Origin of the sequence: Deinococcus misasensis DSM 22328 (assembly GCF_000745915.1) — a bacterium.
Lineage (GTDB): Bacteria > Deinococcota > Deinococci > Deinococcales > Deinococcaceae > Deinococcus_C > Deinococcus_C misasensis.
The window spans coordinates 80,390-93,707 of sequence record NZ_JQKG01000017.1; the positions used below are offsets into that span (position 1 = coordinate 80,390).

A 13,318-nucleotide genomic window follows, 5' to 3' on the forward strand; every position below is an offset into this window, starting at 1 on the left:
AAACAGGAGCGAAAAGCTCCTGTTTCTGTTTGAGATGGTTGCTCTTGCCTTACTGGATGCGGTTCAGGTCCAGATCGATGTTGCTGTTGCCACCGAGGTTCACACGTGCGGATTTCACGTAGTAACCGGGAGCAATGACCACCACTTCGTAGTTGTCGGGGGCAAGGGTGAAGGTGGCCACACCATTCTGAATGGTTCCGGCCTGTTTGCCGTTCACGAACACCAGAGCGCCATTGACGTTGCTGGTCACGCGCAGGCTGTAACGCAGGGATTGCAGGGTCACGTTCACAGCGGTGGTCTGACCGTCACGCACGGTGATGTTGCTGGTGTAGGTGGTGTAACCGTTGGCCACCAGACGCAGGGTGTAGGTGCCCTCGGGGATATCACGCAGGGTGATGTCGGAACGTCCGTACAGACGGTCGTTCAGGTACACGTCTGCAGGAACGTTGGTGTTCACAGAGACGTTGCCAGAACGCAGTTCACGGCGCAGGCTGACATCCAGACTGGTGCGCTGGTTGGAGCGGATGGTCACGGTGCCACTGTATTCGGTGTAACCGGGAGCGGTCACGCGCACGGTGTGGCTGCCGGGGGTCAGGTTGGTGATGGTGGTGGGGGTGTTGCCGACCTGACGGCCATCCACGTACACGGTGGCCCCTCTGACGTTGGATTCAATTTGCAGGTCACCGGTTTCCTGAACCTGATTGCTGCCGGGACGGGCCACGTTGTAGTACGCGGTTGCACTGATCCACTTGTCCTGAGGAATGGGTTTCACGATGATGGAGAGCTTCTGGGCCAGTTGGTTCTGGTTGCTGGCGCTCACGGTGGCGAAGCCCTGCTGGGATTCAAAACGGGCCAGGCTGTTCAGGTCCAGAGCGGTCTTGGACGCCAGAGCCAGCACTTTGTTCACGCCATAAGGAGCAGCGATTTCGAACTCAAAGCCGTCGTTGGGACCGGGGAACACTTTGGTGGTGTTGGCCTTCAGGAAGTTTTCGCCACCTGCGTATTTGTTGGGCAGGATCAGGTCGACTTTGCCTTCAGGGTCCACGTTGAACAGGTACACGTAAGCGTCCTGATTGGTTTTGGTGTAGATCTTGATGTTCTCGCCGGGGACGTAATCGGGGGTGGCTTCGGAGTTGTTGGGGGCTTTGTCCACCCACACATTCACTTTGAGATCGGTTTCAACAGGGTTGACAATGATTCTCTGGGGGCTGATCTGTGGTGCAGCCATGGCCTGACCGAGGATCAGACCGCTTGCAATTGCCAAAAGAGCTCGTTTCATCTTGTACCTCCTGACACCTACGGTATCGTGCGAAGCCCTTTTTGAGGATGAGCCTTCGCCAAGCAAATCTTAATTTTGGTAAATCTTACACTCTGGGCATCATGACAAAAATCCTCGCTCTGGGACGTGACAGAAGCGAGGATCAGGGTTTCACCTTAAAGAAAGGCTAAAGGCAGAAAAAGCTCACAGGTACTGGCGGTGGTCTGCCAGCATGCAACGGTCCTGAATCACCTGAATGCCGTTCTCGATGAGCTTCTGGGCAAATTCATCGTTGCGGATCCCGAGTTGCAACCACACGGTTTTGGGTTTGTGGTGCATGTCGAGGATGTCCTGAAGATGCTCCATCACCTTGTCGGAACGGCGGAACACTTCCACGATGTCTACAGGTTCGGTGATTTCAGCGAGGGTGGTGCACACCTTGTGCCCGAAAAAAGACGTTTGACGCCCTGCCAGCGTGGCATTGACCGGAATGATCTTGTAGCCCCGTCGGTACAGGTACTCTGGGACATAGTGTGCTGGCCTGGTGGTGTCGGGATGAAAACCCACCACGGCCACCACTTTGCTGTGCTGCAAAACATCCACAATGTCTTTGATCTGGGTCAGTTCAGGCATGATCCACCTTATGCATTTCTGCCACCTTTTGTGGTGGGAAAGTTTACCCTTGGGTCTGGGCTTGCAGGGCGAGGAAGGCACTGGATGCGGCTTGGATGGTGTGCTCAAGGGTGCGCTCGTTGTGGGCAGCACCCACAAAAATGCTCTCAAACTGGCTGGGAGCCCAGTACACACCCCGGTTCAGCATTTCATGGAACCAGAGCCCGAACAGGCGGGTGTCGCTGCGCACGGCATCCTGATAGGTGGTAACCGGTCCTTCGGTGAAGAACATGGTCAGCATGCTGCCAATGCGGTTCACGCACACGCTGATGCCTGCCTGAGCCGCGGCCAGCAGCAAGCCCTGTTCCAGACGCTCGGTGTAGTCTTCGATTTGCTCGTAAATGCCGGGGTTGTCCCGCAGGGTTTGCAAGGTCCCGATGCCTGCGGCCATCGCCAGAGGGTTTCCGCTCAGGGTGCCTGCCTGATATACAGGTCCCATCGGGCTCACGAAATCCATGATTTCGGCACTGGCACCGTAAGCCCCGACGGGCAGACCTCCGCCAATGATTTTTCCCCAAGTGATGATGTCAGGTTTGAGGCCCAGACGCTCGGTGGCCCCACCCATGGAGAGGCGGAATCCGGTCATCACTTCGTCGGCAATCAGCAGGATGCCCTGCTCTTTGGCACTGTGCAGCACATCAATGAAATCGGCAGTGGGAATCAACACCCCGGCATTGCCCACCACAGGCTCAAAAATGATCGCAGCGATGGTGTTGCCTTTGCTTTGCAGAATTTGCCTGAGTCCCTCTGGATCGTTGTAATCTGCAACCAGAGTCAGACCTGCATACGCCTGAGGAACCCCAGCAGAAGAAGGGGCACTTTTGGCTTGCAGTTTCTGCTCGTTGGTCATCAGGCCACTGCCTGCCTCCACCAAGAGACCATCTGCGTGACCGTGGTAGTTGCCCCGGAATTTCAGGATGTAATCCCGGCCTGTGACGGCTCTGGCGAGCCTCAGGGCGCTCATGGTGGCCTCGGTGCCACTGCTCACAAAGCGCACTTTTTCAGTTCCGGTCAACTTGGTGACCATCATGGCCAGTTCCACTTCTCGGGCGTTGGGTGCCCCGAAACTGACCCCTTCGGTGAGGGCGGATTGGATGGCGGCCAGCACATGGGAATGCTGGTGCCCGAGGATCATGGGACCCCATGACCCGATGTAATCGATCAGGCGGTTGCCGTCTGCGTCAATCAGGTAAGCACCAAAAGCGCTTTGAATGAAACGGGGGCTGCCTCCAACGGATTTGAAGGCGCGAACGGGAGAATTGACCCCTCCGGGAATGACCCTTTGGGCGGTTTCGTAGAGCCAGCGTGACTTCTCGGTCATGGTTCCTCTTAACATACCCCAGAGGCGTGAAGTCCTCTTGAGGAATGGAATGAAAGTGTAGCGGAGGGTTTATTCTTCGCCCGGTTCCGGGCTGGGATCGGCTTCAGGGGGTTCACTGTCTTCTTCGGGGGCCCGGGTTTTCATGACGCCCACTTCACGGACCCTGTGCGGAAAGAGCTGTTGCAGGGTGTCGTACAGGGGATGCTGGAATCCAGAGCCTTTTTTGGAGGGTTTGGGCTGGGGTTCCTGAAAGCCAAAGTCCTCGTCTGGAAAGGGGATGTCATCAAAAACCGGGGCTTGATCCAGCACCTCATGTTCCACTGGAACGGGTGGCGGACCAGACACCTGCACGGGAACCGCAGGTGGAGGAGACGGTTCAGGCTTTTTTTCGGGTGGACCATCCTCGAAGAAGTCTCTGGCTTTGCGGGTGGTGCGTCCCAGAGGTGGTCCTCCACGGTTTTCCTGTGCAGGAGGGGCAGAAGGAGCGGCTTCCCAGGGTGCAGGGGAGGTCTGGGTTGTTCCTGGAGCAGGCTCAGAGGTTCTGGGCTCTGGAAGGCGGCTCTGGGTCACGCTCTCCAGCACCTGTGCCACAGGTTGAGGTTCAGGTTGCCTGACTGGAGCAGGGGAAGCCTGAGGGGCTACAGCATTACCCAACTTTTTTTTACTGCTGTCTGGGGTCACCACCTCGAAAGGGATGTCTCCAAACACCTTGGACACCAGTTCAGAGAGTTCGTCAAACTTGCTGATCACCTGTGCCCCGTGGAACTTCGAGGAGATGCTGATGATCAGAGATCCCCCATCAAAGCTGGCCTGAGCAGGCTTCAGAAAAGCCCGCATTTTGATGTCTGCCAGACGCAGAACATCATGCCACGTGCCATTTGCAGGAGGTGCAGAGGGGGTGGTTGGCGTGCTTGCTGCTCTGGGCTGACCCCCTTGCACAGGGGCTTGCTGAGCAGGGGCCTGTTGGGTTGCAGGAACACTGGCAGGACGGCCTTGCTTGATTTGCTGAATCCCCTGTTCCAGAGCCTGCAAACGGCGCATCAGGTCTGGTGGCACCTGAGCAGACCCACCCGATGCAGCAGAGGCATTTTCGGTGCTCAGCATGGCATGGGTGAGGGCCATCTCAAGGGCCAGCAAATCGGCCTGACGGGAGAACCTCTGGTCCTGCTCATCGAGGGCGGCCAGCAGTTTCAGGGCCTGACCCACATCCAGCGCTTCATGGTTTTCTCCGGCCAGACCCAACTGGGCATGCAGGAGGTTCCTGAGGGAAACTTTGGTTTGTTCCACCACCGTGCGGGCAGCAAACCCCTCGCGGTACAGTTCTCCAGCCAGTCTGAGGACCGTTTCGGCATCTGCAAGCAGCAACGAACGGGCCAGACCCAGCATGCGCTCGCCGGGGGGCAAGCCCAGAGCCATTTCCACAGCCCGCAGGGTGATGGCTTCTCCGCCGCTCAGCATGCGTTCCAGCAGGCTTTCACCGTCACGCATGGCCCCATCTGCGAGCCTGCCCATCAACAAAAGGGCGTCCATTTCGTAAGAAGCCTGCTCCTGCTCGCAGAGCTTTTGCAATTTTCCAGCAATTTCCTGCTCGCTCAGACGTCGAAAGCGGTAATGCTGGCACCGCGACAGGATGGTGGGCAGGATTTTCTCTGGCTCGGTGGTGGCCAGAATGAAAATCACGTGCTCCGGGGGCTCCTCAAGGGTTTTGAGCAGGGCATTGAAAGCCCCTCTGGACATCATGTGTGCTTCGTCGAGGATGTAGACTTTCTTTCCCCCACGCATGCTGGCCAGACCCACTTTTTCACGCAGGTCGCGCACGTCATCGACGCTGTTGTTGCTTGCAGCATCAATCTCGACGACATCGGGGTGTGCCCCACTTTTGATCAGGCGGCAACTCTGGCACTCCCCGCAGGGTTTGAACTCGTGTTCACAGTTGACGGTCATGGCAATCAGACGGGCCGTGGTGGTTTTCCCCACGCCCCGAGGTCCGCTGAACAGGTAAGCATGCCCGATGCGCCCTTTCTCTAGGGCACTCATCAGCACATCCCGGACGTGTTCCTGTCCGACCACCTCTGTCCAGGTGACGGGTCTCGCTTTCTGGTAAATCGCCATCGCGTCCCTATGATACCCCTAATCTGTGGGGTTGTGCAGGGGCGGTATGGGAGGGGGGGAAATTTGTTGTGAACAGAAGGATTTTGGACTGCCGAGGGCATGGATTCATTCGTGGCACAAAGGATCAAAGGAATGCAGGGGCGTAACGTGCAAGGAGATCAGTATCCGATCTCCTGTTCTGCACAAGAAGCGTGCTGCACCCTGTAAGCCTTAGCCCAAGCTTTTTTTGCTCTCGGCCCTCGGCAACTGGTCGATACATCATCCAACAAGGCTCTGGATCCTGTCCTTCAAACATATTTCCCCTTTTCTCTCATGCAACCCCCTAGAATGGAACCATGGAAACCGTTGCCCTGATTGCCCACGACAAGAAGAAGCTGGATCTGGCATTGTTTGCTTTGCGGCACAAAGAAGTGCTGATGCGTTACACCTTGATTGCCACAGGCACCACGGGCAGCATCATGGAAACCAAAGCCGGTTTAAATGTGGAACGCCTGCTTTCTGGGCCTCTGGGAGGTGACCAGCAGATCGGGGCACGTCTGGCCACCGGTTCGGTCAAAGCGGTGATTTTCTTCCGCGATCCCCTGACTGCGCAGCCTCACGAACCCGATGTTTCTGCCCTTTTGCGCCTCTGCGATGTGTACGATGTGCCTCTGGCCACCAACCCTGCCACTGCCGAGGCTTTGATGCTCTGGCTGGGTGAACTTCCCAAAAACGATTGAATTTGGTTTTCCAGAGGTCCCGGGACACCCTGGGACCTTTTTGTTGCAAACTTATGTGCTGTCTGTTGTTTCTATGCAAGTGGCGGTTCTGAAACAGCACACAGAAAGCCAGAGCACTTGTGAAAACAAGTGCAAATGCATGGAAATGATTCCATTTCCAGAGGTTTGTGTCACATCTACAGTTAAACTTTGCTTGATTAAACGCTTTTCTATACAGACTTCAGCACTTTTTCAGAAGAGCAGGACAATTGGTCTGACATTTTTATGCATACTGAAGACAGTCATCTTCCCAAAATCCCCATAGCAAAAAAATCGTGGTTTGTCCTCAGGTGAATCACGGGTTCTTTTCCCGGCAGAGTGTAATAGGATTGTAACGAGCGAACAACCCTCGGGAAACAGACAGCAACGGTCCCTTTGATCTGACCGTTTGTGTCAAGGTTTTCCTTTTCAGCCCCAAGCGGAGGAGGTTCACACACCCTATGCAACACCTTCAGGAAGTGTCCAATTTCAGGTACAAATATTCAGACCATGTCTTTGGTTTTTGTGATTTTGAAGTGTACTGCACCCCCGACCACGATCAGGTGGTGATTTACCTGCACGAACTGGAACCCCGAGCTCTGGGGGCTGCACACCTGCAACCCCACAAAGTGGTCAATGCCTTTTATCGGGAAATCCTGTTCCGCCACTTGACCCCAGCCAGCCGCCTGAGCTGGTACTACGTGGACCGCCCAGAGGATTGCATCCCCATCCAACTGGAAGGCCTGCCCGGTGGCTACACCGATGGTCATGTCAACCGCCCAGAGCAAATCGAAACCGAACTGCCTGTGGTTTTCCAGATGCCAGCCTTGGCTGTCCCTGTGCTTCACCGCTGAAACCAAAAATCCACGTCATCTGACCTCCGTTGCCCCCTCCCAGAAGCCATGGGAGGGGAAACGTTTTGGGGCAGGTTGCCTGTGTCTATCTCGGACGTTTGATGGTTTCGATTCTGGCTTCGCTGTTCAGCACCTGCCCATACAGGTCCCAGAGGGCTCTGGCCTTTTCCAGGGTTTCAGGCATCTGGGCAAAGCGGAAATAAGCAGCATCACCGGTCTCCAGAACGAAAGTGGGTGTGCCAAAGGCTTTCACGCGGCAGGCGTCGGAAATCTCTTCTTTCAGTTCTTCGCGCAGCAAGGCATCGTTGTGTTGCAGGTCATACTCAAAACGGGGCAGGTCCAGTCCAGCACGTTCTGCAGCCGTTTTGAGGGTCTGCACCTCCTGCAAAGGCAGTTTGTCTCTGTGGTGGGCACGGAACAGTTCCAGCACAAAATGACGGTGGCACTCAGGACCCTGTTGCTTGGCAGCCAGAGACCCCAGCAAGGCCAGCAAACCTCTGGTTTGTTCGGTGGGTTGCTGGTGAATCCACCATACGGGTTCAAACCGGTTCTGGGCGTTTTCAGGGTGGTTGTGTTGTTCCAGACTGAAGTGCAAAAGTTCAAACCCCAAGCCGTCGCCAACCCGCAACATTTCGGCCAGTTCGAGGCCACGCCACGCAAATGGGCAGAGAAAATCAAAGAACACAGTGATCATGGGTCACCGTAACACGGGAGCATGCAGGAGGTGTCAGGAGGCAGGACACAATTGCAAAAGGCCCTTTCCGGTACATCTTGCAGGGGCATTTCCCCTATGCTGAACACATGACCCTGGACCAGAGCCTTTACGTCCTCAATTTGCTTGGCATCTTTGTGTTCAGCCTGACGGGTGCGTTTCTGGCCATCCGCCGCAAACTCGACCTGTATGGGGTGATCGTGCTGGGTTGCGTGACCGCAGTGGGTGGAGGCAGCATCCGGGATGCCCTCACAGGCACTGCACCTCCCATCTACCTGCGGGATGAAACGTTCCTGTGGGTCGCCATTGGTGGTGCCATCATCGCCTTCTTGTTCCCGAGGCTCGAACGTTATGAGCGCACCCTCAGTGCTTTTGACACGGCAGGACTGGCCCTCTTTGCGGTCTCTGGGGCACTGGGAGGCATCCAGATGGGCTTTGGGGTGCTCGGTGTGATCTTTGTGGGCACCCTCTCTGGGGTGGGAGGAGGCATCATCCGGGATGTGCTGGTGGGTGCCGTCCCGAGTGTGCTGTACCGCAACAATGAAATTTATGCCACGGCAGCAGCAGCAGGTGCCCTGACGGTTTACCTGCTGCATGACGTGCTGCCGGTGCTGGCCGGTCAGTTGATTGGCATTTTTGTGGTGGTGGCCTTGCGCTGGCTCTCCAGAAGGGGATTCCTGAAACTGCCTGTTCGCAGCACAGGGGTTTCTTGAGGGCAAGCGCAAAGTCGATGTCGGGTGATGCGAACCAAGAGAGCCATCAGCCGTCAGTGATCAGCATTCAGCCAGAAGGAAAGTTTTCTGGCTGCCTTTTGAGCTTAAGATCTGAGGAGCTTTCTTTTTGCATCTTTTTGTTTTGCTGTTCTCTACAGCAAAAGCCTCTGGACAAGCTTTTTGCTGAAGGCTGACCGCTGAGCGTTCTTTCCGATGACATGCCAAAATCAGGACTTTGCACTGACCCTGGGGGCTTTCTCAGGCTTAAAGCACCAGAGGCAACAGGCTTCTCAGGTCTGAGATCACATGGTCGGCAAACGAGGTGTCCACATCGTCGCCGTCCAGTTTCAGAACCGCCTTCATGCCCACATGCTGTGCAGCCCGGACATCGTTCTCGGGGTGGTCTCCGACAAAAATGGCCTCCTGAGCCGTGAGGCCCATGCGGTTCAATGCCCGATGAAAAATCTCTGGGTTGGGTTTTTTGATGCCCTCTGCCTCTGAGACCAGAGCCACTTCGGTGTAAGGCAGGATGCCGATGCGCTCCATTTTGGTTTGCTGGGTGGCTGTCACTCCATTGGTGATGATGCCAATGCGAAGCCCTGCTTTTTGAAGGGTTTGCAGCACCTCGTGGGTGTCCGGGTAGGGTTGGGCACAGAGGGCATAATTGCCCCTGAAATCTTTGTAAAGGGTTTCGGCGTGAGAGGTGTCCAGACCATGTTTCTTGAGCATTTGAAAATATGCACGGTCTTTTGGGCCGTAACCGTTGTCATCCAGCACCGTGAAATCTTCAACAAACTGCTCATAAGGGATGTTTTGCAACAAAGCGATTCTCTGGTACTGGTCATCAATGAAATGCCTGAAAGTGCGTTTGCGGTCCAGCAAGGTTTGGTCCAGATCAAAAAGAACAGCTCTCAACATGCTTTACAGGGTAAACACTGCATGGTTTTCCAGCAGATGCTGGTCTAGCCGACTTTCTGACTTCTTGGGGTTGTTTTTATTGTGTCAGACAGAACAAATTAACGGATTTTAACAATTGTGTATAAGATCCGCGCAAGCCCCATTTGGCTATGCTGAAACCATCCAGCATCCTGTGGAAGTTGTGCGTTCAGGACGCTGTGGAACAGGAGTGGCCTGATGTTGAAACAACTGCTGACATGGATCAAAAACTATTTTGAACAAACCCGGATTCAGGCCATGGAAATCCATCCTGTGTACCTTGAAAAAGGCAAGGTGCAGCGCTGTGCTGTTGGAATGGAAAACGCTTACGGGGTGTACCAGAGGGATGCAGGGGGTCTGTTTCTCAAAGAACACTTTGAGGACTTGCAAGCCGCCCGCAAGCTGGCTTTTGCAGAAGGTCAGCGTTATGGGGTAGAAGTGCTGGATTCCTTCGCTGAAGCCGACATGCAGCGGGCCAGAGAACGCTTCAAGATCGGTGAGAAGCCGCACTCCTACCTTTCGGATGCCAGTTGTGCCCCGGCCAGTTGACCCTCAGTTGGTCAATTGCTGTTGCAGGGCTTTTTCCAGTTCTTTGAGGGCCAGCAAGGTGGCTTCCAGCAGTTCAGCATTGCGGTTGCGGTAGGCATTGCCTGCGCTTTGCTCGAACTCCTCGGCTTGTTTGAAAGCCGCTTCATTGCCGATGGTGCGTGACAATTTGCGGGTTCTGCGGGTGACCTCGATCACCTCGTTCATCAGGGTGTTGTAGTCGGTCTTGCTCATGACCACCAGTATACGCACTGACCTTTTGGAAATCGGGTGCATGCTACACTCGGACAGTACATTGTTCGTGCATTTCGCAGGAGGACACCCATGTCACACCCTTTGATCGGGCAACCCGCTCCAGACTTCACTTTGAAAGCATCCACCAGCGACATGATCACCCTGTCCAGTTATCAGGGACAGAAAAATGTGGTTCTGGTGTTTTACCCTCTGGACTTCAGTCCAGTGTGCAGCATGCAACTTCCCGAGTACTCGGGTCGCAGAGACGATTTTGCCCGCCACGACACCGAGGTGTTCGGCATCAACCGGGACAGCGTTTACACCCACAAAGCCTGGGCTGCCGAATTTGGCATTGAGCTTCCCTTGCTGGCAGACATCAAGTGCGATGTGGCAAAAGCTTACGGTGTTTACATCGAAGAAAAAGGCCACTCTGGCCGTGCGGTTTTCCTGATTGACAAAAAAGGTATTGTGCGCGATGCCCACATCGAAAGCGCCACCAGTGAATTCACCTTGCACTCCGATGACCTGCTGAAGAAGATTCAAGAAATGGCTTCCAGAGCCTGACTCCACAGCATTCGTTCACAAAAAGAAACCGCAGGGGCAACACCTCTGCGGTTCTTGTTGGATGAAGCTCAAGATGTCCAGTTCAGGACAGGGTTTTCTTCATGCGGTAACCGCTGCCCCACACGGTGTCAATGACCGGGTAAGCACGCAGTTTTTTGCGCAGGTCGGCAATGCGAACATCCACACTGCGAGAAGATGGCTCAAGGTTTTTCTCCCACACCAGATGCATCAGGGATTCACGGGTGAAGACTTTGCCGGGTTCTCTGGCGAGGGTCACCAGCAGGTCAAACTCTGTTTTGGTGAGTTTGAGGGGTTTTTCTTCCAGCAGCACTTCACGGGTCACCAGATTGATGCTCAGTTTGCCATGTTGCAGGATTTCACTCTTGCCTGCCCGGCGCAGCAGGGATTTCACGCGGGCCAGCAGTTCTTTCAACTCGAAGGGTTTGGTGAGGAAGTCGTCTGCTCCCACTTCGAAGCCTTCCAGACGGGCATCCAGATTGGTGCGTGCGCTGCACATCAAAATGGGGTGGTTGGGGTGGGTTTTGCGGATGGCTTCGACGACCTGGTAACCTTCCATGTCAGGCAGCATCAGGTCCAGAATCACGAGGTCGCTCTTGGCATACTTCTCAAGCGCTTCATCTCCACGGCTGGCCGTGATGATCTGGTAGCCCTGACGTTCCAGATAGGTCTTCAGGATCTGTCTCAGCGAGGCTTCATCTTCAACGATGAGGATTTTAATCATGTACTTTTTCTCCTCTGGTGTCTCAAGGGAGCATCCCGACCTTCATTCTGGCTTTAGTCAATTTACATAAATCTTACAACAGGGGTTTGCGGCTGAGACGTGTCCAAGGGCCCGATTGCAAGATTGGTGTAATAGACGTGTATTTTTTATTTTACAGATGTTTAAAGTAGGCCAATTGGCTTATCAAAACATCACCATGAGAAAGCACCTGTAAACATGATTTTGGGCTGAATTGAACCTGAAGCTCAACGGCGGATCCGACCGACCAGAGAAGACAGCTCTTTCACTTTGAGCAGGAAGGTCAGGACAAGATACACCACACCTCCAACCCCACCCGCAAGCACCAGACCCACCATGCCCTGCAAGATGCCCCCAGAGTGCGGAAGCAAACTGCCCAGCCACCATGCAAGACCACCTGCAATTGCAGCAGCAGGAACCACCCGCACCAGAAACACCCCCAGTTCTTTCAAGGGAAAGCCCAATTGTTTGCGGTACAACCAGAGCTGCACAGACAGCACCACCAACCCCGAAATGAAACTGCTGATCCCGAAACCGCTCAGGCCCAGAGCCTCTGGACGGGTCAACAGGGCATACAGCCCCACTTCAAAGAAAGCGCCTCCAGAGGTGATGAGAAGGGAATCCAAGGTTCTGCCCCGCACAAAGAAAGTGCGTGCCATGAACTGAATCATGCCCCACGGCACAATGGCCAGCGCCCAGGTGCCCAGAATCAGGGCACCTGCCTGATACTTCTGGATTTCTGCAGGGGTGTCTGGCAGACTCAAATTGAAAATGCTCACCGCAAAAGGGGCCAGAGCCACCAGCAAAGCACTCACAGGGGCAGCAAAAAACACCACGGCCCGCAAACCTTGCACGGTCAGGGCTTTGAATCCGGCTGTGTCCTGATCGTTCCAGTGGCGGGCCAACCTCGGGTAAAGGGCGGTGGCAGGGGAGACCGCAAACAGACCCAGAGCAAGCTGGAAAATCACCTCAGCGTTCTGGTATCCCGAAATGGTCCCTCCAGAAAAAGCCGTGATGAAACGGGTGACGATCAGGTTCAAGAACTGTCTGGCACTGGTCGAAAGCAAAAAAGGAGCCATTCTGGAAAGCACCACTTTGATGTGTGGGTTCCAGCCCAGTTGCGGTCTCGGAAACATCCCGGCCTTGAACAGGGGCCACGACTGCACCAGAAACTGCACCAAGCCACCAAATGTCCAGCCCAGACCCAGCCACAGAGCCGTGCGAGGTGCAAACAGCAACACCAGAATGGAAGCCACATTGAAGGCCACCTGCGCATAACTGTAAGCCTTGAAATTCTCTCGGGCACTCAGGATCCCCATGCTGACCGCAGAAAACGACATCATCATCAGAAAAGGCATCACCAGTTGGGTGATTTGCACCGCCAGATCGGTGTTGATGTTGTCCCCATCGGCCACCAGAAAATCCACAATCGGACGGGCAAACACAATGCCCAGACCCACCAGCACCATGTTGATGGCAATCAGGGCACCAAAAAAAGAATTGGCCAGCTTCTTCTGCTCGGCCTCGGGCAAACCCTGATACACCGGAATGAAGGAATTGACCAGAGCCCCTTCTGCAAGCAGCTCACGGAACAGGTTCGGCACCTTGGAAGCCACATTGAAAGCATCCTGAATCGAAACAGGAAAAAGATTGATCACCATCTGGCGCACCAGACCCAGCACCCGGCTGGACAGGGTTCCCAGCATCAAAATGATGGTGTTTTTCATTGCAGAAGGCTTGGAAACAGTCACGCGGAACATCCTACCACCACCGGATGAAAAACACTTGCCCCACGTCTGAAAAGGTGATACATTCAATACCGCACTGGAGAGGTGCCAGAGCGGTTGATTGGGACAGTCTCGAAAACTGTTGTGTGGGTGACTGCACCGAGGGTTCGAA

At 54.8% G+C, this 13,318-nt stretch carries 14 protein-coding genes; 5 read left to right on the top strand and 9 right to left on the bottom strand.

Going from position 1 to position 13,318, the window contains the following annotated elements:
• Nucleotides 1–49 precede the first annotated feature (49 nt).
• The 4 genes from Q371_RS12865 to dnaX form a co-directional block, all read right to left on the bottom strand.
• Nucleotides 50–1,279: a PEGA domain-containing protein gene (locus Q371_RS12865; protein ID WP_034341226.1), complete on the bottom strand. Its 1,230-nt coding sequence runs from the start codon at nt 1,277–1,279 to the stop codon at nt 50–52.
• A gap of 183 nt (nt 1,280–1,462) precedes the next feature.
• On the bottom strand, nt 1,463–1,891 hold the full coding sequence (locus Q371_RS12870) for a CoA-binding protein (RefSeq protein ID WP_034341227.1): 429 nt from the start codon (nt 1,889–1,891) through the stop codon (nt 1,463–1,465).
• A gap of 43 nt (nt 1,892–1,934) precedes the next feature.
• A complete protein-coding gene (hemL, locus tag Q371_RS12875; RefSeq protein WP_245618329.1) occupies nt 1,935–3,251 on the bottom strand; it encodes a glutamate-1-semialdehyde 2,1-aminomutase in 1,317 nt (438 codons plus the stop codon).
• 69 nt (nt 3,252–3,320) lie between these two features.
• Complete coding sequence (gene dnaX, locus Q371_RS12880; protein ID WP_034341230.1) at nt 3,321–5,363, bottom strand: DNA polymerase III subunit gamma/tau; 2,043 nt, start codon at nt 5,361–5,363, stop codon at nt 3,321–3,323.
• Nucleotides 5,364–5,698: 335 nt separating this feature from the next.
• On the opposite strand from dnaX, the gene mgsA reads away from it, so the two are divergent.
• Together mgsA and Q371_RS12890 are read left to right on the top strand one after the other, a co-directional pair.
• Entirely contained in the window at nt 5,699–6,082 is a 384-nt protein-coding gene (gene mgsA / locus Q371_RS12885) for a methylglyoxal synthase (protein ID WP_034341233.1), read from the top strand.
• A 479-nt stretch (nt 6,083–6,561) separates the two neighbouring features.
• Entirely contained in the window at nt 6,562–6,954 is a 393-nt protein-coding gene (locus Q371_RS12890; protein ID WP_034341235.1) for a hypothetical protein, read from the top strand.
• An 85-nt stretch (nt 6,955–7,039) separates the two neighbouring features.
• Here Q371_RS12890 and Q371_RS12895 read toward each other — a convergent pair whose 3' ends face one another.
• The gene (locus tag Q371_RS12895) at nt 7,040–7,648 is read right to left on the bottom strand and encodes a DsbA family protein (protein ID WP_034341237.1); all 609 of its coding nucleotides are present in this window, start codon (nt 7,646–7,648) and stop codon (nt 7,040–7,042) included.
• A 107-nt stretch (nt 7,649–7,755) separates the two neighbouring features.
• On the opposite strand from Q371_RS12895, the gene Q371_RS12900 reads away from it, so the two are divergent.
• Nucleotides 7,756–8,379: a trimeric intracellular cation channel family protein gene (locus tag Q371_RS12900; protein WP_034341238.1), complete on the top strand. Its 624-nt coding sequence runs from the start codon at nt 7,756–7,758 to the stop codon at nt 8,377–8,379.
• 264 nt (nt 8,380–8,643) lie between these two features.
• On the opposite strand, the gene Q371_RS12905 is transcribed toward Q371_RS12900, so the two are convergent.
• The gene (locus Q371_RS12905; protein ID WP_034341239.1) at nt 8,644–9,297 is read right to left on the bottom strand and encodes an HAD family hydrolase; all 654 of its coding nucleotides are present in this window, start codon (nt 9,295–9,297) and stop codon (nt 8,644–8,646) included.
• 216 nt (nt 9,298–9,513) lie between these two features.
• On the opposite strand from Q371_RS12905, the gene Q371_RS12910 reads away from it, so the two are divergent.
• Complete coding sequence (locus Q371_RS12910) at nt 9,514–9,864, top strand: hypothetical protein (RefSeq protein WP_034341241.1); 351 nt, start codon at nt 9,514–9,516, stop codon at nt 9,862–9,864.
• Nucleotides 9,865–9,867: 3 nt separating this feature from the next.
• On the opposite strand, the gene Q371_RS12915 is transcribed toward Q371_RS12910, so the two are convergent.
• A complete protein-coding gene (locus tag Q371_RS12915) occupies nt 9,868–10,095 on the bottom strand; it encodes a hypothetical protein (RefSeq protein ID WP_034341242.1) in 228 nt (75 codons plus the stop codon).
• 90 nt (nt 10,096–10,185) lie between these two features.
• Between Q371_RS12915 and Q371_RS12920 the strand changes: the two genes are divergently transcribed.
• Complete coding sequence (locus tag Q371_RS12920; RefSeq protein WP_034341243.1) at nt 10,186–10,659, top strand: redoxin domain-containing protein; 474 nt, start codon at nt 10,186–10,188, stop codon at nt 10,657–10,659.
• 82 nt (nt 10,660–10,741) lie between these two features.
• Here Q371_RS12920 and Q371_RS12925 read toward each other — a convergent pair whose 3' ends face one another.
• Both Q371_RS12925 and murJ read right to left on the bottom strand, forming a co-directional pair.
• Complete coding sequence (locus Q371_RS12925) at nt 10,742–11,401, bottom strand: response regulator transcription factor (protein WP_051964277.1); 660 nt, start codon at nt 11,399–11,401, stop codon at nt 10,742–10,744.
• 245 nt (nt 11,402–11,646) lie between these two features.
• Nucleotides 11,647–13,146 carry a murein biosynthesis integral membrane protein MurJ gene (gene murJ / locus Q371_RS12930; protein ID WP_245618330.1) on the bottom strand — a complete coding sequence of 500 codons (1,500 nt, stop codon included), beginning with the start codon at nt 13,144–13,146 and terminating at the stop codon, nt 11,647–11,649.
• Between the last annotated feature and the right edge of the window lie 172 nt (nt 13,147–13,318).

What these genes read in the sequence shown, in the direction of transcription:
- Q371_RS12865 (WP_034341226.1), bottom strand. Translation starts at nt 1,279, where the DNA reads ATGAAACGAGCTCTTTTGGCAATTGCAAGCGGTCTGATCCTCGGTCAG.
- Q371_RS12870 (WP_034341227.1), bottom strand. Translation starts at nt 1,891, where the DNA reads ATGCCTGAACTGACCCAGATCAAAGACATTGTGGATGTTTTGCAGCAC.
- hemL (WP_245618329.1), bottom strand. Translation starts at nt 3,251, where the DNA reads ATGACCGAGAAGTCACGCTGGCTCTACGAAACCGCCCAAAGGGTCATT.
- dnaX (WP_034341230.1), bottom strand. Translation starts at nt 5,363, where the DNA reads ATGGCGATTTACCAGAAAGCGAGACCCGTCACCTGGACAGAGGTGGTC.
- mgsA (WP_034341233.1), top strand. Translation starts at nt 5,699, where the DNA reads ATGGAAACCGTTGCCCTGATTGCCCACGACAAGAAGAAGCTGGATCTG.
- Q371_RS12890 (WP_034341235.1), top strand. Translation starts at nt 6,562, where the DNA reads ATGCAACACCTTCAGGAAGTGTCCAATTTCAGGTACAAATATTCAGAC.
- Q371_RS12895 (WP_034341237.1), bottom strand. Translation starts at nt 7,648, where the DNA reads ATGATCACTGTGTTCTTTGATTTTCTCTGCCCATTTGCGTGGCGTGGC.
- Q371_RS12900 (WP_034341238.1), top strand. Translation starts at nt 7,756, where the DNA reads ATGACCCTGGACCAGAGCCTTTACGTCCTCAATTTGCTTGGCATCTTT.
- Q371_RS12905 (WP_034341239.1), bottom strand. Translation starts at nt 9,297, where the DNA reads ATGTTGAGAGCTGTTCTTTTTGATCTGGACCAAACCTTGCTGGACCGC.
- Q371_RS12910 (WP_034341241.1), top strand. Translation starts at nt 9,514, where the DNA reads ATGTTGAAACAACTGCTGACATGGATCAAAAACTATTTTGAACAAACC.
- Q371_RS12915 (WP_034341242.1), bottom strand. Translation starts at nt 10,095, where the DNA reads ATGAGCAAGACCGACTACAACACCCTGATGAACGAGGTGATCGAGGTC.
- Q371_RS12920 (WP_034341243.1), top strand. Translation starts at nt 10,186, where the DNA reads ATGTCACACCCTTTGATCGGGCAACCCGCTCCAGACTTCACTTTGAAA.
- Q371_RS12925 (WP_051964277.1), bottom strand. Translation starts at nt 11,401, where the DNA reads ATGATTAAAATCCTCATCGTTGAAGATGAAGCCTCGCTGAGACAGATC.
- murJ (WP_245618330.1), bottom strand. Translation starts at nt 13,146, where the DNA reads ATGAAAAACACCATCATTTTGATGCTGGGAACCCTGTCCAGCCGGGTG.